25 protein-coding genes and 1 tRNA gene are annotated in these 22,338 nt (G+C 62.2%); 7 read left to right on the plus strand and 19 right to left on the minus strand.

All coding sequences use genetic code 11. The annotated features are described in order from the left end of the window. Positions 1-146: 146 nt before the first annotated feature. Positions 147-1,016, minus strand: coding sequence for an NAD(P)-dependent oxidoreductase (locus NYP16_RS11045; RefSeq protein WP_274944202.1), 870 nt, complete (start codon positions 1,014-1,016; stop codon positions 147-149). A 152-nt stretch (positions 1,017-1,168) separates the two neighbouring features. On the opposite strand from NYP16_RS11045, the gene NYP16_RS11050 reads away from it, so the two are divergent. From NYP16_RS11050 to NYP16_RS11070, 5 genes are all read left to right on the plus strand, one after another. Further along, on the plus strand, positions 1,169-1,381 hold the full coding sequence (locus NYP16_RS11050; RefSeq protein WP_274944203.1) for a DUF3126 family protein: 213 nt from the start codon (positions 1,169-1,171) through the stop codon (positions 1,379-1,381). Positions 1,382-1,711: 330 nt separating this feature from the next. Beyond that, positions 1,712-2,236 carry a gamma carbonic anhydrase family protein gene (locus tag NYP16_RS11055; protein ID WP_274944204.1) on the plus strand — a complete coding sequence of 175 codons (525 nt, stop codon included), beginning with the start codon at positions 1,712-1,714 and terminating at the stop codon, positions 2,234-2,236. A gap of 124 nt (positions 2,237-2,360) precedes the next feature. Beyond that, a complete protein-coding gene (locus NYP16_RS11060; RefSeq protein ID WP_274944205.1) occupies positions 2,361-3,584 on the plus strand; it encodes an NAD(P)/FAD-dependent oxidoreductase in 1,224 nt (407 codons plus the stop codon). A gap of 31 nt (positions 3,585-3,615) precedes the next feature. After that, positions 3,616-3,933 carry a 2Fe-2S iron-sulfur cluster-binding protein gene (locus NYP16_RS11065; RefSeq protein WP_274944206.1) on the plus strand — a complete coding sequence of 106 codons (318 nt, stop codon included), beginning with the start codon at positions 3,616-3,618 and terminating at the stop codon, positions 3,931-3,933. Positions 3,934-4,124: 191 nt separating this feature from the next. Further along, positions 4,125-5,327: a sensor histidine kinase gene (locus NYP16_RS11070; RefSeq protein ID WP_274944207.1), complete on the plus strand. Its 1,203-nt coding sequence runs from the start codon at positions 4,125-4,127 to the stop codon at positions 5,325-5,327. Here NYP16_RS11070 and NYP16_RS11075 read toward each other — a convergent pair. The 18 genes from NYP16_RS11075 to NYP16_RS11160 all read right to left on the minus strand — a co-directional run bounded on the left by NYP16_RS11075 (position 5,319) and on the right by NYP16_RS11160 (position 21,886). Further along, positions 5,319-6,125, minus strand: a complete 807-nt coding sequence (locus NYP16_RS11075) for a carbon-nitrogen hydrolase family protein (protein WP_274944208.1) — start codon at positions 6,123-6,125, stop codon at positions 5,319-5,321. The two genes, NYP16_RS11070 and NYP16_RS11075, sit on opposite strands and share 9 nt — an antisense overlap. Next, on the minus strand, positions 6,122-7,660 hold the full coding sequence (locus tag NYP16_RS11080) for a bifunctional aminoglycoside phosphotransferase/ATP-binding protein (RefSeq protein ID WP_274944209.1): 1,539 nt from the start codon (positions 7,658-7,660) through the stop codon (positions 6,122-6,124). Before NYP16_RS11080 ends, NYP16_RS11075 begins: the two co-directional genes overlap by 4 nt. Continuing rightward, on the minus strand, positions 7,629-8,138 hold the full coding sequence (locus NYP16_RS11085; RefSeq protein ID WP_274944210.1) for a 3'-5' exonuclease: 510 nt from the start codon (positions 8,136-8,138) through the stop codon (positions 7,629-7,631). Before NYP16_RS11085 ends, NYP16_RS11080 begins: the two co-directional genes overlap by 32 nt. 33 nt (positions 8,139-8,171) lie before the next feature. Beyond that, complete coding sequence (locus NYP16_RS11090; protein ID WP_274944211.1) at positions 8,172-9,644, minus strand: hypothetical protein; 1,473 nt, start codon at positions 9,642-9,644, stop codon at positions 8,172-8,174. Positions 9,645-9,703: 59 nt separating this feature from the next. Continuing rightward, positions 9,704-10,927 (minus strand): dihydrolipoamide acetyltransferase family protein, encoded by a 1,224-nt coding sequence (locus NYP16_RS11095; RefSeq protein ID WP_274944212.1) that lies wholly within the window; start codon positions 10,925-10,927, stop codon positions 9,704-9,706. 13 nt (positions 10,928-10,940) lie between these two features. Continuing rightward, positions 10,941-13,034 (minus strand): alpha-ketoacid dehydrogenase subunit alpha/beta, encoded by a 2,094-nt coding sequence (locus NYP16_RS11100; RefSeq protein WP_274944213.1) that lies wholly within the window; start codon positions 13,032-13,034, stop codon positions 10,941-10,943. Positions 13,035-13,780: 746 nt separating this feature from the next. After that, positions 13,781-13,945, minus strand: coding sequence for a DNA gyrase inhibitor YacG (locus NYP16_RS11105; protein ID WP_274944214.1), 165 nt, complete (start codon positions 13,943-13,945; stop codon positions 13,781-13,783). A 25-nt stretch (positions 13,946-13,970) separates the two neighbouring features. After that, entirely contained in the window at positions 13,971-15,065 is a 1,095-nt protein-coding gene (locus tag NYP16_RS11110; RefSeq protein WP_274944215.1) for a ribonuclease E/G, read from the minus strand. Continuing rightward, a complete protein-coding gene (locus NYP16_RS11115) occupies positions 15,058-15,678 on the minus strand; it encodes a Maf family protein (protein ID WP_274944216.1) in 621 nt (206 codons plus the stop codon). The genes NYP16_RS11110 and NYP16_RS11115 overlap by 8 nt, the downstream gene beginning before the upstream one ends. Before the next feature lie 16 nt (positions 15,679-15,694). After that, complete coding sequence (gene infA, locus NYP16_RS11120) at positions 15,695-15,913, minus strand: translation initiation factor IF-1 (RefSeq protein ID WP_274944217.1); 219 nt, start codon at positions 15,911-15,913, stop codon at positions 15,695-15,697. 350 nt (positions 15,914-16,263) lie between these two features. Further along, entirely contained in the window at positions 16,264-16,740 is a 477-nt protein-coding gene (locus NYP16_RS11125) for an arsenate-mycothiol transferase ArsC (RefSeq protein ID WP_274944218.1), read from the minus strand. A gap of 7 nt (positions 16,741-16,747) precedes the next feature. After that, positions 16,748-17,263, minus strand: a complete 516-nt coding sequence (locus tag NYP16_RS11130; RefSeq protein ID WP_274944219.1) for a UPF0262 family protein — start codon at positions 17,261-17,263, stop codon at positions 16,748-16,750. A gap of 12 nt (positions 17,264-17,275) precedes the next feature. Beyond that, positions 17,276-18,586 (minus strand): histidinol dehydrogenase, encoded by a 1,311-nt coding sequence (gene hisD / locus NYP16_RS11135; RefSeq protein WP_274944220.1) that lies wholly within the window; start codon positions 18,584-18,586, stop codon positions 17,276-17,278. Beyond that, positions 18,573-19,238, minus strand: a complete 666-nt coding sequence (gene hisG, locus NYP16_RS11140; protein ID WP_274944221.1) for an ATP phosphoribosyltransferase — start codon at positions 19,236-19,238, stop codon at positions 18,573-18,575. Before hisG ends, hisD begins: the two co-directional genes overlap by 14 nt. Positions 19,239-19,319: 81 nt before the next feature. Next, the gene (locus NYP16_RS11145) at positions 19,320-19,805 is read right to left on the minus strand and encodes a DUF2948 family protein (RefSeq protein WP_274944222.1); all 486 of its coding nucleotides are present in this window, start codon (positions 19,803-19,805) and stop codon (positions 19,320-19,322) included. A gap of 21 nt (positions 19,806-19,826) precedes the next feature. Beyond that, positions 19,827-21,110, minus strand: coding sequence for a UDP-N-acetylglucosamine 1-carboxyvinyltransferase (murA, locus tag NYP16_RS11150; RefSeq protein ID WP_274944223.1), 1,284 nt, complete (start codon positions 21,108-21,110; stop codon positions 19,827-19,829). Between the two features lie 12 nt (positions 21,111-21,122). Beyond that, positions 21,123-21,677: a dCTP deaminase gene (gene dcd / locus NYP16_RS11155; RefSeq protein WP_274944224.1), complete on the minus strand. Its 555-nt coding sequence runs from the start codon at positions 21,675-21,677 to the stop codon at positions 21,123-21,125. 26 nt (positions 21,678-21,703) lie between these two features. Next, positions 21,704-21,886, minus strand: coding sequence for a hypothetical protein (locus NYP16_RS11160; RefSeq protein ID WP_274944225.1), 183 nt, complete (start codon positions 21,884-21,886; stop codon positions 21,704-21,706). A gap of 14 nt (positions 21,887-21,900) precedes the next feature. Here NYP16_RS11160 and NYP16_RS11165 point away from each other — a divergent pair, with 14 nt between their 5' ends. Together NYP16_RS11165 and NYP16_RS11170 are read left to right on the plus strand one after the other, a co-directional pair. Beyond that, a complete protein-coding gene (locus NYP16_RS11165; RefSeq protein WP_274944226.1) occupies positions 21,901-22,038 on the plus strand; it encodes a hypothetical protein in 138 nt (45 codons plus the stop codon). After that, positions 22,029-22,103: transfer RNA gene (locus NYP16_RS11170), tRNA-Thr, on the plus strand. The genes NYP16_RS11165 and NYP16_RS11170 overlap by 10 nt, the downstream gene beginning before the upstream one ends. Positions 22,104-22,338 lie beyond the last annotated feature (235 nt).

The following is a 22,338-nucleotide window of genomic DNA, read 5'->3' on the forward strand; positions in this document are numbered from 1 at the left end:
CGGACAGCCCGCTGCTGCCGCGCCATCCTAAAAGCCGTCATCGCGAGCCGCGTAAGCGGCGTGGCGATCCAGACTCTTGGTCGGGGACAAAGGACTGGATTGCTTTGGCTTTGCCTCGCAATGACGATGTGTCTTGGTGGGGGTGTTTATTTCTGTAGCCGGGCGATCAGGCTTGAGGTGTCGAAGCGCTGTCCGCCCATGGCCTGAACCTCGCCATAGAATTGATCGACGAGGGCGGTCAGCGGCAGATTGGCTCCGTTTCGTCGCGCTTCGTCGAGGGTGATGCCGAGGTCCTTGCGCATCCAGTCGACGGCGAAGCCGAAATCGAATTTGCCGGTAACCATGGTGGCGGCGCGGTTTTCCATCTGCCAGGACTGGGCGGCACCCTTGGAGATCACCTCGACCACGGCGAGCGGGTCGAGCCCTGCTTTTTGGGCGAAATGAAGCCCTTCGGCCAATCCTTCGACAATACCGGCGATGCAGATCTGATTGACCATCTTGGCCAGCTGCCCGCTGCCCGAGGGGCCGAGCAGGCGGGTGAAGCGGGCGTAACAGGCCATCACCGGCTCGGCGCGGGCGAAGGGCTCAGGGTTGCCGCCGACCATGATGGTGAGCTTGCCGCCTTCGGCACCGGCCTGCCCGCCGGACACCGGGGCGTCGAGGAACTGGAGGCCAAGACCAAGCGCCGCTTCATGCAGCTCGCGGGCGACGCTGGCGGACGCGGTGGTGTGATCGATGAAAATCGCCCCGGGCTTCATGGCTCCGAAAGCGCCCCCCGCTCCGGTGGTGACGGTGCGGAGGTCGTGATCATTGCCGACGCAGGCAAACACCATGTCGGCCTCACGCACCGCCTCGGCCGGGCTGCGGGCGGCATGGCCCTTGTGGGTGACGGCCCAATGGTCGGCCTTCGACAGCGTGCGGTTGAACACTGTGACCTTATGTCCGGCGGCGGCAAGATGACCGGCCATGGGATAGCCCATGATGCCAAGACCGATGAAGGCGAGGTTCAATGTCATGCCGGAACTCCAGTGAGAAGATTGGTGATTAAAATCCCAAACAATCCGCAGGCTTGCAAGAGAGGATAAGAATCTCATGGTGGCCGCCGCGCGGGGATGCTAAATCTCGGCCTTATTCGTGAATGTGAGCCTAGCAACAGGGACCAGCGACCGTGGACGATACCGAACTTCTGAAGCTGCAGAAATATATGAACGATCTGTTTGGCACGCGCGGCATCCGCGTCAAGAAAGGCCGGACCACGGGCGCCGCCGAAGTCGAGATGAAGGATGAATTCATCGGCACGATTTATCGGGATGAGGACGAGGGTGAAGTGTCCTACAGCTTCACCATGTCGATTCTGGATATTGACCTCGGGGCTGAATAACAAAACGGCCTGGCCCCCGATCTTATGGGGGCCAGGCCGTTTTTAAACCGGATGAATCAGGCCCGTGCTTTGGGCTGCCGGATGCCGCGTGCTTCTAGGAGCGGCAGAACACTATCGCGGAAATAGGGAAATTCCGCGGCGTCCCGATCAGGGGATAGCCGCCATGCCTCATGGTTATGCGGTCGCGAGTGAGCGCCTGAAGATCATGGGAGAAGGCTGGGCATGGGCGAATTGCTGGCGCACAAGACAAACTGTCGACGATTTTTCTCTGTTTTTCCGTGCGGCAATATGCTGATGTGACCCGACCTTGTAACGGCCATAGGACCGATCATGATTTTTTCCCTGGGAGAGCGTCGGCTCAAGACCGATACGGAGCAGCATTTTATCGCCCCGACCGCAAGCGTCGTCGGCTCGGTGGAGCTTGGCGACTGGGCCAGTGTCTGGTTCGGCACCGTCATGCGGGCCGACCATGATGTTATTCGTCTCGGCGCGCGCACCAATGTGCAGGATGGCTGCGTGCTGCATGTGGGGGAAAATGAACCCTGCATTCTTGGCGATCAGGTCACTGTCGGCCATATGGTCATGCTGCACAGCGTCCATGTGGGCGACAATTCGCTGATCGGCAACGGCGCGATCCTTCTGGACAACGCACGCATCGGCAAAAACGTTATTATCGCCGCGAATACTCTCATTCCGCCGGGCAAGGAGATTCCGGACGGCGTGGTGGTCATGGGCTCGCCGTATAAAATTGTACGTGAGGTGACCGAGAAGGACCTCTGGCTCATTGATATGAGCTGGCGGCATTATGTGGAGAATGCCCAAAGGTTTTGCCGCGATTTGCAGGCCGAGAGCTGAAAATTGTTGAACCCGCGTCCGCCTCTCAGTAACAAGGAACCCGGCTGGACTATAAAAACATCCTAATCCGGCCGGATGAGTTCAACGGGAATCCGCCGCAGGGCGGTCGAAGGGGCGCGGCGTCATGGCGAAAACAATCATCATCATCGGGGCGGGACAGGCCGCAGCGCAGGCCATTCAAACCCTGCGCGCGAAGGGCAGCGATGAGCGCATTATCCTCATCGGCGACGAGCCCTATCTGCCCTATGACCGCCCGCCGCTGTCCAAAGGATTGCTCGCCGGGGATATCGAGCTTGAGCGCCTTTATTTCAAAAAACCGGCGTTTTATGAGGACAAGGCAGTCGATCTGCATCTCCGCACCCGGGTTGAAGCCATTGACCGCGCGGCGAAAACCGTAACATTGTCCGATGGCGCGCCGCTCGCCTATGACGATCTGATCATCGCGACCGGGGCGCGGGTGCGCAAACTGTCGCTGCCGGGGTCGGACCTTAAAGGCATTCATTACCTGCGCTCCATTGACGATGTGCTGGGCATTCGCGATGAGATGACGCCGGGCAGCAGGCTTGCCATCGTCGGCGCCGGTTATATCGGGCTTGAGGTTGCGGCGGTGGCGCGCAAGCTTGGGGTCGAGGTGACGGTGCTTGAGGCGCTCGACCGGGTCATGACCCGTGTGGTGGCAGCCCCGGTTTCGCATTTTTATGAGGGCGTGCATCGCGAGGCCGGAGTCGATCTCCGGCTAGGCATCGGCATTTCGGGCTTTGAGGGTGGGGCCGGAGACGGCGGGCGCGTGACCTCGGTGCGGCTTGCTGACGGCTCTCATCTGCCCTGCGACCTTGCCATCGTCGGTATTGGCGTGGTGCCCAATGTGGAACTGGCCGAAGACGCCGGGCTTGAGGTCGGCAACGGGATTGTGGTCGATGATTGCGCGCGGACGAGCGACCCGCATATCTATGCCGCCGGGGATTGCACCAATCATCCGAACGCGCTCCTGGGCGCGCGCATCCGGCTTGAATCGGTGCAGAACGCGGTCAGTCAGGGCAAGGCGGCGGCGCTCGCCATCCTTGGCATGGCGGAATCCTATGCTGAAGTGCCGTGGTTCTGGTCTGATCAATATGATCTTAAATTGCAGATTGCCGGACTTTGGGAACCCACCGACGAGTTGGTCTTGCGCGGTGACCCCCAAAGCCGTAAGTTTTCCGCCGTTTATGTGAGGGATGGTGCAATTGCGGCCATCAATGTTGTCAATAACCTCAAGGATTTCCTGCCGGCTAAAAAGCTGATCGGCGAACGGCGGGTGGTGGATCGGGCAAAGCTCAGCGACCCCGAAATTTCGCTCAAGGACCTTTGAGACTAAAGTAAAGCCCGAGGAAACAGACATTATGGCCAAGTTGATTGTAACGAACCGCGACGGGGAAACCTCCACCATCGAAGCCGATACCGGCATTTCCTTGATGGAAAACCTGCGCGACAATGATTTTGAACTGGCCGCCATTTGCGGCGGCATGTGCTCCTGCGCGACCTGCCATGTTTTCATCGATGAAGACTGGATGGCCAAGGTCGGTCCGCGCAGCGAGGACGAAAACGATCTTCTGGGCGAACTTGACAGCTTCAACGACGCCAGTTCGCGGCTGAGCTGTCAGATCGAAGTGACGAAGGAACTCGATGGCCTGATGGTCACCATTGCTCCGGACGAATAATCGCTTTTTGCCGGACGACATTTAAAGCCGCCCATTCCGCTGCAATCTGCAGATGAAGGAGTGGGCGGCTTTTTGTCGTCTATAAGAAAGATGTGAAGGTTTTGTGACAAGGGCGCCCTGTTAAGTCGGTGTTAAACAGCTGCCCGTTACATGGCACAGGCAATTCCCGCCGCCTATTCCGAGTGTGAACCATGTCCGAGAAGATCCAGAGGCTGGCCCTGCCGATCGACCCGACAACGGACAGCACGCAATGCCATGATCTTTATGAGCGTTTTTCTGCTGATCCCGACTTGCTGGCGATCCCGGTGCTGGCTGGCCGGTCTCCGGTCGGGCTGGTGAACCGGGAGGACTTCATGGTGGCGCTCGCCAATAAATATGGCCGGGCGCTTTATGAGGGCAAGCCGGTATCGGTGCTGATGGATGCCCGCCCGCTGATCGTCGAAGGTTATAACAGTCTCGATTTTGTCAGCCAGTATGTGGCCAGCGAACGGCCGAGCGCCTTGTTGAAGGGCTTCATCATCACCCTCGAAGGCGCCTATATCGGCGTTGTCTCGGGGCTCAGTCTGGTGCAGGCGACCACCGAACGGCTGCGCCGCCAGACCATCGAACTTGAGGAGGCGCGGGCCGCCGCCGAAGACGCGAGCCGGGCCAAATCGACCTTTCTCGCCACCGTCAGCCATGAATTGCGCACGCCTTTGAACGCCATCATCGGCTTCGCCACCTTCATGCTGTCGGAGCCCTACGGCCCGGTGCAGCCCGATCGCTATGGCGGATATGTGAAGGATATCGCCACCAGCGGCGAGCATCTTCTCAGGCTTATCAACGATATTCTCGATATGTCGCGCATCGAGGCCGGACGGCTTGAACTCAGATGCAGCCTGTTCGATCCGATCGAGGTGGTTGTGGCCTCGCTCCGCATGTTGCGGCCGCAGATCGACAAGGCCGGTCATAATGTGACGCTCGATCTTGACGACAAGCTTGGTGAGATCAGGGGGGATGATCGGGCGCTCAAGCAGATTTTTGTCAATTTGCTGGCGAACGCTATCAAATTCACCCCGCCGGGCGGCCGGATCAGTGTGCATGCCACGGCAGAGGGCCCGGATCATATCCGCTTTGACGTGCGCGACAGCGGCATTGGAATGGCGGCCGATCAGATCACCACCGCCCTCAAACCCTTTGGCCAGATTGATTCGTCGCTCAGCCGTCAACATGCCGGTACCGGCCTTGGCCTGCCGCTGGTGCTGGCCTTTGTCGAGGCCCATGGCGGCAATCTGCAGATTGATAGCAAACCCAGTGAGGGCACCCGGATCAGCGTCATCCTGCCGCGCAATCTCGAAGGCGACGGGTTGGACGAGCTTGATGCCGGCGTCAGCGAGGCCCGGGCGTCAGCCTAACACGCGCAACGTCTCCACCGGGATGCGTTCACGGACGGCGCGGACGGCGGCCTTGTCGATGGTTGCGATCAGAATGGCTTCGTCCGCTCGGGCTTCGGCGAGCACGGCGCCCCAGGGGTCGACCATCAGGGAATGGCCCCAATTGGCCTTGGCGCCATTGTCAAAGCCGCCATGCTGGTTCGGGGCGATCATATAGCACTGATTTTCAATGGCGCGGGCGCGGATGAGCACGTTCCAATGGGCTTCGCCGGTGACATGGGTGAAGGCGCTCGGGATGACGATCACATCCGCGCCGCGTGAGCGGAGGGCGGTGAATAATTCGCCGAAGCGCAGATCGAAACAGATGGCGCAACCGAAGGTGAGGCCGTCAAGCTCATAGGTCACAATGTCCCGGCCGCCGCCGACCACGGCGGATTCGTGATAGGCGGTGCCGTCCGGGGCAGTGATGTCGAAGCGGTGAATCTTGCGATAGCGTGCGATCTCGCGGCCGTCGCGATCAAACACGACGCTGGTGTTGAAGGGCTTGTCCGCCGTGCGTTCGCTCATGCTGCCGGCATGGACGGCGACCTTGTGGGTCCGGGCGAATGCGGCCAGCGCTTCATAAGCCGGGCCGCCGGGCATGGCTTCGGCATTGGCGGCCATGATGGCGGCGTCGGTCGAATAGCAGGTAAAATTTTCCGGCAACACGATGAGATCGGGGGCATGAAGGGTCTTGGCCTCGGTCATGAGGCGGAGCGCGCGGGCCAGATTGGCGGCTTTGTCGGTTTGCGCGTTCATCTGGATGACGGCGATTTTCATGCGGGCCTCCTTATGGTGACGTTCAGGGCCGCGCGGGCGCTGGTTATGACCTCGGCGATTGTGCCTGCACCATCGATCCGGGTCCAGTGAATGGCTCCGAGATCGGCGGTCTGCTGGCTTCGCAGCACCGTGAGGGTGGCGTCCGAGGCATCATGAACGCGGCCGTTGATGCGGCTTTCAAGACGGGCGTCGGGGACATCGAGCCAGAGGCCCTGAAAGGTTACCCCGCAATCGCGGGCGATGCGTTCGGCCCGGGCCCGTCCCCGTGGCGACATATGGGTGGCGTCGAGAATGACGCTGAGCCCGGCCTTGAGGGTCGTGCGGGCGTCGGCCTCCAGGCGGTCGAACATAGCGCGAGTGACGGCGGGGGCATAAGCGCTTTCCGGCAGTTTGACTTCGGGGGCGACGCCTTCCATGCGTTTGCGGATTTCGTCGCTGCGGAGCAGGATCGCGCCGGGCCCGGGCCCAAGATTGGGCGCGAGGGCGCGGGCCACGGTGGATTTTCCCGACCCGGACAGGCCGCCGACTGCGAGCAGACAAGGGACGGCCGGGCTCAGCACGGCATCGGCCACCGCGAGATAGCGCAGGGCGCGGTCGTCGGCGCCGGTCATCAGTTCGCTCATCACGCGGATGAGGGCGCGGGTGCCGAGATAAAGCGGCAGAAGATCAAGCCCGTCGTAGTCCCGTGTGGCGGCGAGATAGCGGTTCAGCAGCAGATTGGCGTGATCGGGAAGGTCATGGGCCAGCAGATCCATGACGGCGAAGGCGAGATCGAACAGGACGTCGATGGTGGCGATGGCGTCGCTGAATTCGATGCCGTCAAAGGGCCGGGGGATGCCATCAAGCATGACGATATTGCCGAGATGGAGATCGCCATGGCAGAGCCGCACTTTGCCCTGAGTCCGGCGGGCGTCGATCCGCGCCGCTTTGACCTCGGTCAGGGTCAGCAGCCGGTCGGCCAAGGCCTGGCCACGCGCGGCAAGCTCCCGGTTGCGGCTGTGGTCGAGCGTCTGGCGCAAGTCGGTGATGGCGACCTTGAGCGCGTCGGGGCTGCCCTGGGTTTGATCGGGGGCGAGGCTCCCATGGAAAGCGGCGATGACATCGGCAAGTTCGGCGGCATGACGGAGGGTGAAGCTGCCGGATGCGGCCATGCGGCTTGCCAGCGCCTCGTCGGGGAAGCGGTTCATGACGATGAGCCAGTCCACGGGTTCGCCCGATCCGTCGAGTGCAAGTTTACCGTCTGCCTCCCGGGTGACGGCGACGACGCCAAGATAGAGACCGGGGGCCAGACGGCGGTTCAGCTCCATTTCATGGCGGCAGGCGGTGGCGCGGGCGTCAAGGGGCGCGTAATCAAGAAACGGTAAGGTGACGGGGCGCTTTAATTTATAGGCACGGTCCGGGGTCAGAAACAGGTGCGAGATCTGGGTGGTGATGACGCGGACCGCTGCGCCGCCGTGGCTCGCCGGGTCGGCGAGGAAGGCGATGACGTCCTGTTGCGTTTTCTCATGCGGCTGCATGCTGCCAGCCGTCTTCAAGGGCGGCGATCACGATGGCGGCGCAGGCGCGGGAATCCGAATCGGCCCGGTGATGATCCAGCGGAATGGCCAGATAGCGGCAGACATCCGGCAGTTTGGTGGGTCGGAGATTCCACATCTTGCGGGCCAGATCGACGGTGCAGAGATAAGGTAGCGGCGGCGGTGTGAGGCCATAGGTGTCACAGCAGCCCTCAAGCACGCCGCGATCAAAGCGGGCGTTATGGGCGGAGATGAAATCGACGCCCTCGAAAAACGGGGCGATCTCGGGCCAGAGGGTGGCGAAGTCGGGGGCGTCGGCCACATCGTCCCGGGTGATGCCATGGACCCAGGTAAAGCGGAATTCGAGGCTTGGGGGGCGGATGAGATGCACCGCCTCGGCGACAATCTTTCCCTGTTCAACGCGCACGAGGCCAATGGCGCAGGCACTGTCGCGGGCATTGTTGGCGGTTTCGAAATCGATGGCTGTGAATGTCGTCATTTGCGGCGATCCTTGCATGAGAGCGCGCAAGGATCAATCCTTCTTGAGGGCGGATTCCAGCCGGTCGGCAATCAGGCCCAAGGTGCGCGCCCGTGCTACCGGTTTGTTGTCGGACGGGATCACTGTCCAGGGTGCGAGATCCGTATGGGTATAGGTGAGCATGTCGGCAAGCGCCTTTTCATAGCTCGTCCGTTTGCGGCGGTTGCGCCAGTCATCCTCGGTGATTTTGAAGTTTTTCCAGGGCGTATCCTCGCGCTCCTTGAAGCGGCGGGACTGTTCGGCCGAGGAGATATCGAGCCAGATCTTGACCAGAATCACCCCGTGGCGGCTGATCTCGGATTCGAAATCATTGATTTCCCCATAGGCGCGGGACCATTCCGCGGGTTTGGCAAAACCTTCGACCCGTTCCACCAGCACCCGGCCGTACCAGGTGCGATCGAAAATGGTGACATCGTTTTTCGCCGGCAGCGCCTTCCAGAAGCGCCACAGATAGGGATAAAGCAATTCCTCCGAACTCGGGGCGGCGATCGGCACCACATTGCGGCGGCGCGGGTCGATGCCATGCACGAGATAGCGGATGGTGCCGCCTTTTCCAGCGGCGTCATAGCCTTCGAAGGCGACCACAAGGGCGCGATCATGGAAGGCTTTGCTGTCCGTCAGGCTGCGGATGCGGCGTTGGGCGTCGAGAATCATGGCCTCCGGATCAGCCGGTTGCTGCTCCGGCGGATACTGGCCGCGATATGTCAGCAAGGCGGGGGCCATTTTGAGGGGGGGTAGATCCGGGCCAGCCTCGGGGACCGGCGGCTTGTGCAGGGCATCGAGAATGGCGTGGCACAGGCTGTCGGTGGGCGCGGTTTTGTCTGTGTCCTCCGCATCCATATCGATGCGGGTCCAATCGCATCTCGTGGCGCTGGTCTCCAGTTCCGGATCGATGCGTTTGCGGTATGTCTTATAGCCTGCAAGCGTGACACGGTCACGGTCACTGATCTGCCAGCGGGTCTCCTTGCTGCTGTCGAGGTCGTGGAGGCGCGCCTTCATCGAGGCCTTCGAGCGGTCGAGCCAGACCTTCATCACGCGCACGCGTTCATTGGTCAGAAAGCGCTCGCTATGGTCGCGCCGGGCCAGTTTGGCGACGAGATCCTTCGGCGGTTTTCGCGTTGGATCGAATAAGAAATGGTACCAGCCTTCAATCAGGATGGTGATGGTGCCGCGCGCGGGCGTGCGCATCCAGAACCGCCGGGCGGAGGGAAACAGTTTCAGCTCCATGCGGTCCATCTGATCAACCTGGGCATCGAGTGCGTGCACCCGGATATTGCGCGGGTCCATGCGGACATTCAGCTGATTGATGATGGTCTCGATATCCGCCGACAGCATGCCGGCGAGCACAATGACAAGGCCATGGGTCTGCTGCTCGCTGAAATGAAACTGGCTGTCGAGAAGGGATGTGCGGAGGGCCTCCCCCGTGGGCAGGCTAGTGGCTTTCGAGGGGGTGCGCTTTGCGGCCATGGTCCGAGTATGATCTACCGGGCCACGGCCTGACAAGAGCCAGAATCTAGAGCCAGAATCTAGAGCTTGTCTTCAGGCCAGGACTCGATGACCTCGACCAGCCGGGTGAGGAAGCTGTTGGTCTGATAACCGTCGAGCACGCGATGGTCGATGGTCAGTGTCACATAGGCTTTCTGCCGGATCTGGATGCTGTCCTGGCCATCCTGGGTGACGACGGTGAGTCGCTTTTCCAGTTTACCGATGCCGAGGATCGCCGACTGCGGCTGATTGATAATGATCGGGGTGGCGAGCAGGCTGCCCGAGACGCCATGGTTTGAAATGGTGAAGGTGCCGCCGCGCACGTCCTGCGGCTCAAGCTTGCCGGTGCGGGCTTTGTCGGTCAGGGCCTGCAACTGCCCGGCGATGCCAAGGAGATTGAGCGTCTGGGCCCGCTGGATCACCGGCACGATCAGGCCCTTGTCCTCAAGCGCGGTGCCGACGCCGATATTGGCGTCATGAAACAGTTCAAGCCCGTCATCATGATAGCGCGAATTGACCGTTGGCACGGCGGCGATGGCGTCGCAGCAGGCGGCGACGAAATAGGCGGTCAGGGTCAATTTGACGCCCTGTTGGGCAAAGGTGTCCTTATGCCGCTTGCGATGGGCGATGATGCGGCTGAAATCGGCCTCGAACACGCTGGTCACATGGGGCGCGGTATGGAGCAGGCTTTCGACCATATGGGCGGCAATGCGCTGACGCATGTTGTCATGGGGGACGAAGCTTGTGCCCGCGCTGCGCGCGAGCGGGGGCTTGGCTATGGCTTTGGGCGCGGCTTTGGCGGTCGGCGTTTCCCGGCCTTTGACATAGCCAAGCACATCGTCACGGCGCAGGCGGCCGCCGATACCGGTGCCCTCAATGGCGGCCGGATCGAGATCGTGGAGGCTGAGGAGACGGCGCACCAGCGGGCTCAGTTTCTGGCTGCGTTCAGCCTGAGCGGCGATCGGTTTATCGGTGGCGGCTGCGTGGGTTTCCGCTTTAGCCGGTGCCGCCACAGCCCCGCTGTCGATGCGGGCGAGCAGCGTGCCGGGATCGACGTCGGTGCCTTCGGCCACAAGAATGTCACCGAGAATGCCGGACGCCGGAGCGGACACTTCCATGGCCACTTTGTCGGTTTCAAGCTCCACCAGCGGTTCATGGATGGTGACCTGATCGCCCGGCTGCTTGAGCCAGCGGGCAACGCGGGAGCGGGTGCCTTCGTCCTGACCTTCAGGGGCCTTGACGTCGATGCGGGTGAGGGTGGTCATGATCGTTTCTCCCTCAGAACCGGGTCAGGGTTTCGAGGCGCTCGGCGATCAGCTCGACGCTCGGCACTACGGCATTCAACAGAAGCGGGCTGTGCGGACTTGGGATGTCGGGCATGGCCAAACGCTCCACCGGGGCGTCGAGATCGAAGAAGGCTTCGGTCATCAGCGTGGCAACGATTTCCGCGCCGAAGCCCGCCGTCATATTGTCCTCATGGACCACGAGACAACGGTTGGTGCGTTTGACGGATTCGAGTACGGCGGCCTTGTCCCACGGCATGAGGGTGCGGAGGTCGAGAATATCGGCCTCAACCCCGGCCTTGTCGGCGGCGGCTTCGCAGCGCGCGACCATGGCCCCCCAGGTGACGATGGTGACGGCGTCGCCGCTCCGCACCTGTTTGGCGCGGCCGAACGGCAGCAGATAATGATCGCCCGGATAGGGCCTGCGGGCCGAGGCGTCGTCGAGCATGGCGCGATGTTCGAAGAAAATGGTCGGGTTGTTGGACCGGAGGGCAGCGCGCAGCAGGCCGACGGCGTCTTCGGCGTTCGACGGCACGGCTACCTGCCAGCCGATGGCATGAACCCATTTCACCTCGTTGGTCTGGCTGTGCCAGGGGTCGCCGCATTTGAAGAACCCGCCCGGAATGCGCACCACCATGGGGGCGGCAAAGCGGTTGTTGGTGCGCCAGCGCATGGTGCCGCAATCGTTCAGCTGTTCTTCGGCCGGATCGGCATATTTGCGGAACTGGATTTCCGGCACCGGCAACAGCCCGGCCAGGCTCATGCCGACCGAGCGGCCGATGATGCCTTCTTCCGAGAGCGAAGTGTCAAACACCCGGCCTTCGCCATATTTGGCTTGCAGGCCCATGGTCGCGGCATGAACGCCGCCCTTCGCGCCGACGTCTTCGCCGAACACCACCATTTTGGGGTTGGTTGAAAGTTCGAAATCCAGGGTGCGGCGGATGGCCGTCACCATGGTGATGCGGCTGGCTTCGGGTTCCGGCACGTCGCTTGATTTCGGGAACACATGACCGAGCGGGAGCAGGCCGCCCTGATGTTGCTGCTCGCCATCCTCGGCGAACACATGGCGGGTGATTCCGGCCGGGTCGGGATCGGGCAGGGTGAGGCCTATGGCGATGGCCGCTTCGGCGTCGGCGCGGGCTTTCTCGGCGAGGCCGTCCCATTCGTCCTTGGTCAGTAACGCGGGCACCAGATACTGTTCAAGCTTCGGCAGCGGATCGCGAGCGCGTTCGGAGGCGAGCACGTCTTCCGGCTTATAAGTCTGGGTATCCTGATAGGAATGTCCGGTAAGACGCGGCACGGTCAGACGCAGAAGGACGGGGCCCTGGCGCTCTCGCACATGGGCGAAGGCCTGATCCACATAATCGGCGGTCTGGGCCGGGTCGGTGCCGTCGCCGTCAAAAATCTTGAGGTTTTTGAAGGACGCGAGATTGGCGGCGATATTCGCGCCGGGGGTCTGTTTGTCGGACGGCACGGAAATGCCGAAGCCGTTGTCCTCCACATAAAACAGCATGGGCAGCTTGAGCGTGGTGGCCATGGTGAGTGCGGCCCAGAAGCCGTTGGTGGCGCAAGACCCATCGCCGCCAAGCACGACGCCGATCGAGTCCTTATAACGCTCGTCACCCAGCACGTTCGCGTGATAGTCGACCGCCTGGGCCCAACCGGCCACCGGGGTATATTGCGCGCCAACGCCGCCCGACATGGGCAGCGCCGCCGGGCCGTCGAGATTGGGGTAATTGAACACCACGCCGATATCGCGGCCGTCACTATAGCCACCGGCGCGGGCAAGCGGGCTGCGGATGGCCTCGACCAGATCGACGCCGAGCGTCAGCATGGTCGGGCGCGAGCGGTAATATCCGGCGACGCCATCCCGGGCCTTGGTGATGCGGCTCGCCATGATGATCTGGGCCACGTCATGACCGCGGGCGGAGAACTGGTACAGCACCTTTTTTTCGGGGACGAGGCGGGTTTCCTCGATGTCATCAATGGCGCGCGAAAGCTGAACAAGATAGGCAATGCGCTGCCAATCAAAGTCCGGATGAAGGCCGCTTTCCGACGGTTGCTGCTGTTTGCGCGCGGCTTGACCCATGACTGTCCCTCTCGACGATATGCTTGTGCGATTTTCATCAAGCGTAAGGCCGGAAGGCAGGGAACGTCCTTGTTATTTTGCGCGAATTCAGGGGAGTGGAGACAGAAATCAGATCGATATTGCCGAATTGAAGCAAGATATTGCCTCATTTCCAGAAAATGCCCGCAAGGCTCTGTCAGATGACATGATCGCCGGGGCTGGCTCAGGTCCGTCCCCATTTGTCATTGCCGGGCTTGACCCGGCAATCCATGGTTCAACCAATAATGTCGCGGCCAGATGGATTGCCGGGTCAAGCCCGGCAATGACAAATGGGGATGAGGGCGGCGTGACTGCAAGGTTTCAGTCGTCATCGCGAGCCGCGAAAGGGGCGTGGCGATCCAGACTTGGGGCGGATACTGTGGGGCGGCAGGACTGGATTGCTTCGGCTTCGCCTCGCAATGACGGTAGGCAGCACCATAACCCGGGCAGGTATGATTTATAAGTGTCATTGCCGGGCTTGACCCGGTAATCCATGGCTCAACCAATAATGCCGCGACCAGATGGATTGCAGGGTCAAGCCCGGCAATGACAAATGGGGATGGGGGCGGCGCGATTGCAAGGTCTCAGTCGTCATCGCGAGCCGCGAAAGCGGCGCGGCGATCCAGGCTTGGGGCGGGTACTGTGGGGCGGCAGGGCTGGATTGCTTCGGCTTCGCCTCGCAATGACGGATGGGGGCTCCATCATAAACCGGGCAGCTTTGGGGAAGCTCAGGCGTCATCCTCATCAGGGATGGGTTCAGGCACCTGTTCGGCGTCGGGGATGGCGTAGCTTTCTTTCAGCCAGCGGCCGAGATCGATGTTGGCGCAGCGGGACGAGCAGAAGGGTTGGAATTTCGGCTCGGCGGGCTTGTGGCAAATGGGGCAGGTTGACATGTGCGTTGTCCTTCTCGGTGACAGTTTAAACCGAAAATCGGCCGAGGGTTAGGGCCGGGTCGGCCAGAACCGTCATATGCGCGCCGCTGTCCTTCGCAAAGACCGTTGCCATGTCGTGGGCGGCGATCCAGTCGGCGACGGCGGGGGCGCAGGTGAGGGTGAGGGGTTGGCCGGGCCGGGCATTGACACGGGCGGCGCGCAGGGCCTGACGGGCGGCCGTGGCGACGGTGGGCTTGCCTTGCGTGCCAAGATCGCGGGCGAGCGGGCGGCCGAGGCGCGGGCGTTTCAGTTCGAACAGCCCGGCGCGGCTGAAGCCGATGATTTCGGACGGGATGGGGTCGGGCTTGAGGGCTGCCGTCAGCCGCTCGGTCAAGATGAGGCGGGCTGCCTTGTCGGGCAGGCGCAGGAAATCGATGATGATCAGCCCGCCGAGACGACGCAGGCGCAGCTGGCGGGCGATCTCGCTCACGGCGCGGTCATTGACGGCGCGGGCGGTGGCGAGGCTGGCGCGGCCTTCACCGGCGCTTCCGGAATCGATGTCGATGGCGGTGAGGGCGCGGGTGTCCTCGATCCACAGGCGGGCGCCGTTGCCGAACGGCACCTCGGCGCTGATCAGGCTGTCGATGTCGTCATCAAGCCCGAGCTCCCGGAACGGGTCGGCATGTTGCAGGGTGACGGCGCGGCCCTCGGCGCGGAGGATCTGGGCGATATCGGGGGCGGCGGTGATGATCGGCTGGTCACCGAGATGGCGGAGCCAGGGCCACGCGTCCTGATCAAGCCGGGCCGGGTGATCCGGCAGTGTATCCGGGACGGTGCGGGTTATGGTCAGGCTGGCGATGGGCAGTTTGCCGGTGCCGCCCTCGGCGCGGATCTCGACGGTGACGAGACTGCCTTCGGACGGCGGGTTGCGGGTTTTGAGAAAGGCCTCGTGCCCATTGCCGAGGTCGAGGAAGGCGCCGTCGAGCGCCGGAGCCACGCGGCGCACACGGGCACGGTGGACGGTCCCCGTGAGGTCTGGGTCCTCGTCACGATAAAGATACAGATCGGTCAATTGGTCGTCGGTCAGGAAGGCGAGGCGGGTCTCGCCGAAGCTGCGGTCGATGAGGACCGTGTCAGCCATGACCCTCACCCGTCTGCGGCACCGGATAACCGGCCGATTTCAACAGCGTCGCCACCTCGTAAAGCGGCAGGCCGACCACATTGGTATAGGACCCGTTGATGCGTTTGATGAAGGCGGCGGCGTGGCCCTGAATGGCATAGCCGCCCGCCTTGCCGTGCCATTCCCCGCTGGCGAGGTAAGCAGCAATTTCATGCGCCTCAAGGCGTTTGACGGTGACCACGGTTTCAACGACCCGGGTGCGGATGGTGAGGTCAGGCAGCAGCAGCACGGCGGCGGTGAGCACGCGGTGACGGCGGCCGGACAACAGCGTGAGGCAGTCCCGGGCTTCGTCTTCCGTCTCGGCCTTTGGCAGCACGCGGGCGGCGCAGGCGACGACGGTATCGGCCCCAAGCACCAGCGTGCCGGGATGAAGGGCGGCGACCGCTTGGGCCTTTTCCAGCGCCAATCGCAGGGCAAGGTCTTGCGGGCCTTCGCCGCGTTGCGGCGTTTCGTCGATATCCGCCGCGACCACAAGCGCCGGTACAACGCCGATCTGCGCCAGCAATTGCTGACGGCGCGGCGAAGCGGAGGCCAAGGTCAAGGCAGGGTGAGAGCGCAGGTCAGCGACCGCCACGTCAGGACGGCCCGGCTTACTTGAAGCGATAAGTGATACGGCCCTTGGTCAGGTCGTAGGGCGTCAGTTCAACCAGAACTTCATCCCCGGCGAGGACGCGAATGCGGTTCTTGCGCATTTTGCCGGCGGTGTGGCCCAGCACTTCATGCCCGTTTTCGAGCCGGACGCGGAACATGGCATTGGGGAGGAGTTCCTCCACCTTGCCGCGCATCTCAAGAATTTCCTCTTTCGGCATCAAAGCTCCTAAGGTCAAATTGGTTGCTAGATAGATATTCGGAAATGCGCAAAATGCAAGCTTTTCCGCTTGGAGAGGATGGAATCCGGTTTTCTCTCTGTCATTGCCGGGCTTGACTCGGCAATCCATCTGGCCCGTATCCTGGCGGTTGGCATGGATTACCGGGTCAAGCCCGGTAATGACAAAGAGGGGCCTATTGTCGTTATGGTACTCCTATAGCCACCCCAGACACCCTCATTGCCACCTCGCACTTCATTGTCATCCCTGCGAAAGCGGGGATCCAGCTTTGCTGCAGGTTAGGAGGGAGAGGGGCTGCCAGTCTAGCGCGGCGCCATCGCGGACAGCGAGATTCACACCCCGGATGGCGGCGCGATGCCGAAGCGGGTGCGGATGCGGTCCATCAGGAGATCGCGGACCTGACGATAGGCGGCGAGCCGGGCTTCGCGGCTGCCTTCGACGGCGGTGGGGTCCGGAGTCGGCCAATATTCGACTTCGCAGGCCATATGGCGGGTCAGCTCGACGGCGTTGTGCTGGGCTTCCGGGCTAAGGGAAATCACGAGATCGAAGGAGGCGTCCTGAAGCTCGTCGAAGGTCTTCGAACGATGGCGGCTGAGATCGAGCCCGATTTCATCAAGGACGGCGAGGCAAAGGGGATCGGGCTCGACCTCGCCTTTGCGCACGCCGACCGAGTCGATGAAGATGCGCTTGCCGAGCAGATATTTGGCGATGGCCTCGGCCATGGGTGAGCGGACGCGGTTCATGCTGCAGGCAAACAGCACGCTCGTGGGGTTGGAAGTTGGCCGGGACGGGCCGTCGAAGTTCATCATCAGCCCGTCACATGCGGATCTGGAGCACGCAGAGCAGCGTGAACAGGCGGCGCGCGGTGTCGCTGTCGATGGTGATGCGGTCGGCCAGCCGCTCGCGCAGGATGTCCGAGCCTTCGTTATGGATGCCGCGGCGGCCCATGTCGATGGCTTCGATCTGGCGCGGGGAGGCGCTTTTGATGGCCTTGAAATAGCTGTCGCAGATCAGGAAATATTCTTTGATCACGCGGCGGAACGGCGTGAGCGGCAGAACTACGGTCTCAAGCGCGGCGCTGTCGATGGTCTTGATATCAATGGCGAGCCGGTTGTCCTCCATGCGCAGGAGGACATGATAGGGGCCCACATAGTTTTCGGGGTAGCGGGTGGCGGGGACGAACAGATTGTCTTCGATCAGGTCGAAAATGGCGACTCGCCGTTCGTGCTCGATATCCGGGTTGCGGCGTAGGATCGACCGCTCGTCGAGTTTGAGATCGGTGATGCGCTGGCGATCGTCCTGCCTCGGGTCTTGCGCTTCATCACCGCTCATGCCCTTGGGCTCCTATTGCTGCAGGCGGAGCGCCACCGACAGCGCGTGCGCCCCAAGCCCTTCGGCTTCGGCCAGCGTGACGGCGGCGGGGCCGATTTCGCGGATACTTTGGGCGTCGCAACGAACCATAGTCGTGCGCTTGAGGAAGTCATAGACCGACAGCCCCGACGAGAACCGCGCGCTGCGGGAGGTGGGCAGCACATGGTTCGGCCCGGCCACGTAATCGCCGATGGCTTCCGGGGTATGACGGCCCATGAAGATGGCACCGGCATTGCGCACACGGGCGGCGAGCGCGTCGGGATCGGCCACCGCAAGCTCAAGATGCTCGGGCGCGATGGCGTCGATGAGCGGCACGGCGTCCATGAGGTCCGGCACCAGAATGACTGCGCCATGGGTGGTCCAGCTCGCGCGGGCGATGGCCTCGCGCGGGAGGACGGACAGATGGCGCTCGACGGCGGCGATGACGGCAGTGGCGAAATCCGCGTCATCGGTGATCAGGATGGATTGCGCCGCTTCGTCATGTTCGGCCTGCGACAACAGGTCGGCGGCGATCCAGGACGGGTCGCTGTCGCGGTCGGAGACCACGAGGATTTCGGACGGCCCGGCGATCATGTCGATGCCGACCACCCCGAACACCTGCCGCTTGGCCTCGGCCACATAGGCGTTGCCGGGGCCGGTGATTTTATCGACCGGGGTGATGGTCGCGGTGCCATAGGCGAGCGCGGCCACCGCCTGCGCCCCGCCGATGCGGTAAACTTCGTCCACGCCGGAGATTTCGGCGGCGACCAGCACCAGCGGATTGACGATGCCGTCCGGGGTCGGCACCACCATAACCAGACGCGGTACACCGGCGACCTTGGCCGGGATGGCGTTCATCAGCACGGAGGACGGATAATTGGCCTTGCCGCCCGGCACATAAAGCCCGGCCGCGCCAAGCGAGGTCCAGCGCGCGCCAAGGCCCACACCGGCGGCGTCGGTATAGCTGAAATCTTCGGGCATCTGGCGTTCGTGGAAGGCGCGGATGCGCGCCGCTGCAAGTTCAAGGGCGGCCACGGTTTCCGGCGTGGCGAGCTTGCGCGCGGCCTTGATCTCGGCATCGGGGATGCGCAGCGTCTCGGCGGTCAGGGTCTGACGGTCGAAGCGGGCGGTATAGTCGATGACGGCGTCGTCGCCGCGCGTGCGCACGTCGCTGATGATGCTGCTGACGGCCGCGCCGACTTGTGTGCCTTCTTCCCGCAAGCCCTCAAGCAGCGCACGGAACGCGGCCGCGAAGCCGGGATCCCGGCTGTCGAGGCGCTTCGGGCCCACCTCAGGCTGTGACATTCACCGCCTCCTCGAACCGGGTCAGCCAGTCGCCGATCTCGCGCGAGCGGGTCTTGAAGGCGGCGCGGTTGATGATCAGGCGTGACGTGACCTCGGCGATTTTTTCGATTTCCACCAGGCCGTTGGCCTTGAGGGTGGCCCCGGATGACACCAGATCGACGATACGTTTGCAGAGCCCAAGCGTCGGGGCAAGCTCCATGGCGCCGTTCAATTTGATGCATTCGGCCTGCACCCCGCGGGCGGCGAAATGCTTGCGCGTGATATTCGGGTATTTGGTGGCGACCCGCACATGGCTCCATTGCCGGGGGTCGTCATGTTCGCTCAGTTCGCGCGGCTCGGCCACCGACAGGCGGCAATGGCCGATGCCGAGATCGAGCGGGGCATAAATTTCCGAATAGTCGAATTCCATCAGCACGTCATTGCCGGCAATGCCAAGCTGGGCCGCGCCAAAGGCGACGAAGGTCGCGACGTCAAAGCTGCGGACGCGGATGATGCGCAGGTTCGGATGATTGGTGGCAAAAGACAGCGCCCGCGACTTCGGGTCGTGAAACGCGTCTTCGGGATGAATGCCGGCGCGCGCGATGATCGGCAGCGCTTCATCGAGAATACGGCCCTTCGGTACGGCGAGGACCAGCGGATCAGCAGCGGTCACCTTGTAGTCTCCTTCGTGTCGGCGGTGACACCCGTCGGAACTGGGTGGCAGTATCAGGCTTATTTAAGGGGAGTTGCGGCGTTATGCCAGTTCTGAATCGCGATGATGGGGCCGGAGCTTGCACACCCAGGGCTCGCCGATGTCGCTGAGATAGCTGTCAATGCATTCGACTTCGAGCCGAACCGCGCCGCCGCCCGCGAACAACAGATATATGACGTCTGAGCCATCGGTCAGGGTTTCGCTGTGAACAGCCAGAAGATCAAGGGGATGATCCTTGGCTGTCGGTGCAAGATCGCGGCTGCGCACCGACAGCACGCCGTCGAAATGCAGGCCGCAGCGGATGCGGTGGAGGCTTTCGCGGTTGCCTTCAGCGTCCTCTTCCCAGACGAAGCGGTTGAGCATGAGGACGAATCGCCGTTCCACCGGGCGATAGGCCATGTCGTCGGTAATGGTCACCGCGTCCTGCAACACGGCTGAAAAAACCACAAGATCCTCGGCTGTCTCGGCCCGGAGGCGAAGACTGGTGCTTGGAATTGGGGTGACAGTCGCCGTGCCGTCGTCGGTCATTTGGCCCTCTGTCCTTTGAAATCAGGTCTTGATGCGCTCGATATCCGCACCGCAGGCCCTGAGTTTATCTTCAAGCCGTTCATAGCCGCGATCAAGGTGATAAACACGGTTTACCGTAGTCGTGCCGGTGGCGGCAAGCCCGGCGAGAACAAGCCCCATGGAAGCGCGCAGATCGGTTGCCATGACCGGCGCGCCAGTCAGCTGACGGACGCCGCGAATCATCGCCGATGAGCCGTGAACCGTGATGTCGGCCCCCATGCGGGTCAGTTCCGGCACATGCATGAAGCGGTTTTCAAAGATGGTCTCGGTGATCATGCAGGCGCTGTCGCAGAGCGTCATCAGTGCCATGACCTGGGCCTGCATGTCGGTGGGAAAGCCCGGGAACGGCTGGGTCACCACGTCGATACCGCGGATGCGGCCGGTGCTATGGGCAATGGTCAGGCCTTCCGCGCCATGGTCGGTTATCTCGGCCCCGGCGTTGCGCAAAACATCAAGGGTTGCCAGCATGATATCGGGGCGCGCGCCGTGCAGGGTGATTTTGCCCCCGGTGATGGCGGCAGCCACCGCATAGGACCCGGCCTCGATGCGATCGGGCATGACGGCATGGGTGGCGGGACGGAGGCTCGTGACCCCTTCGATCACCAGCCGGTCGGTGCCGAGGCCGTCGATCTGCGCGCCCATGGCCATCAGACAATAGGCGAGATCTGCGATTTCTGGCTCGCGGGCGGCGTTTTCGATGATGGTGGTGCCACGTGCGAGGCAGGCGGCCATCAGAATATTCTCGGTCGCGCCCACCGAGACGATGGGGAAATTGACGACCCCGCCAACCAGGCCGTTCGGGGCCTTGGCATGGACATAACCGTCCTCAAGGATGATGTCGGCCCCAAGATCCTTCAACCCCTTCAGATGAAGGTCGATGGGCCGGTTGCCGATGGCGCAGCCGCCGGGCAGCGAGACCTTGGCCTCACCATGGCGGGCGACGATGGGGCCCAGCACCAGAATGGAGGCCCGCATCTTGCGGACGATGTCATAGGGCGCCAGAATCTCGGTGATGCGCGGGGTGCGAAGGGTAAGCTGAAGACTGCCGTTTGCGTCAACGCCTTCGGTCACTTCGGTGCCATGCTGGGCCAACAGGCTTGTGAGCGTGCCGATATCGGCCAGGCGCGGCAGATTGGTGAGCGTCAAGGGGGCATCGCTCAAAAGCGTCGCCGCCATCAGGGGCAGGGCCGCGTTCTTCGCGCCGCTGATTTGAATGCTGCCACGGAGCGGATTGCCGCCACGGATCTGGATTGCATCAAGTGCCATGGGGTCTGGTCCTCAAAGCCGCGGCAGGGTGACGCCCTGCTGGCCCATATATTTGCCTGCCCGGTCGGCATAGGAGACTTCGCAGGGCTCGTTTCCTTGCAGAAACAGGAACTGGCAAGCGCCCTCATTGGCGTAGATCTTGGCCGGCAGTGGCGTGGTGTTGGAAAATTCGAGCGTCACATGACCTTCCCAACCCGGCTCAAGGGGGGTCACATTGACGATGATGCCGCAGCGAGCATAGGTGGACTTGCCAAGGCAGATCACCAGCACATCGCGCGGGATGCGGAAATATTCAACCGTGCGGGCAAGCGCAAAGGAGTTCGGCGGGATGATGCAGACATCGCCCGGGCGGTCGACAAAACTGTTTGACGCGAAGTTCTTCGGGTCGACCACGGCCGAGTCCACATTGGTGAAGATCTTGAATTCATGGGAAACCCGGGCGTCATAGCCATAGGACGACAGGCCATAGGAAATCGTGCCATCGCGCTGCTGGCGGTCGACGAAGGGCTCGATCATATTGGTTTTGAGAGCCTGTTCGCGAATCCATTTGTCGGACATGATGGCCATGGAGGGTCCTTACTACCAGGGTGGCGTTACTGGTCTTTTACAAGAGGGGCCGCGTCGTCGCCACTGGATTTATCAGCTGTGTCCGAAGCGGTGGCGCGGGTTTGCGCCCGCGCCTGATCCTTGCGGCGGCGCAGATTGGCACGCAACGCCGCGCCCAGGCGGGCCTGACGTTGGTCGGGATTTGAGGGGCTCGTGATTTTCTTGCTCATGAGGTTCTCATGCCATGCTGAATCGCGCGATGCAAGACGCCTTGAAAATTCTGCCGATAAAGCTCTTGCGCCCCTGCAATCTCTGTGGCAGTTTCACGCCCGATTTGATGCCCTGGCGGGACGTTGTTTCCGCCGCCATCGTGCTGCTGTAGCTCAGGGGTAGAGCACGTCCTTGGTAAGGACGGGGTCGGAGGTTCGATTCCTCTCAGCAGCACCATTCTCTCTCCCGAAAAGTCATTTTTGTCGACGCAGGGTTGCTCCCTGCGGTCGGGCGCGATGTTTTGCATATTTTTCCGAATCCATCAGCCATGACGTTTAATGTCTAAATTTAAGGACCTTCGAGGTTAAGCTCTTCTACGCTCGCGAATATATTAAGCGATGCCCTCTCACATTGCGGTCAGTAGAGTGGAGTAGAGTATTTGAAAATATTTGCGCATTCGGTTCCTGGTTCC

The sequence above is a fragment of the Govania unica genome, assembly GCF_027920805.1.
GTDB lineage: Bacteria > Pseudomonadota > Alphaproteobacteria > Sphingomonadales > Govanellaceae > Govanella > Govanella unica.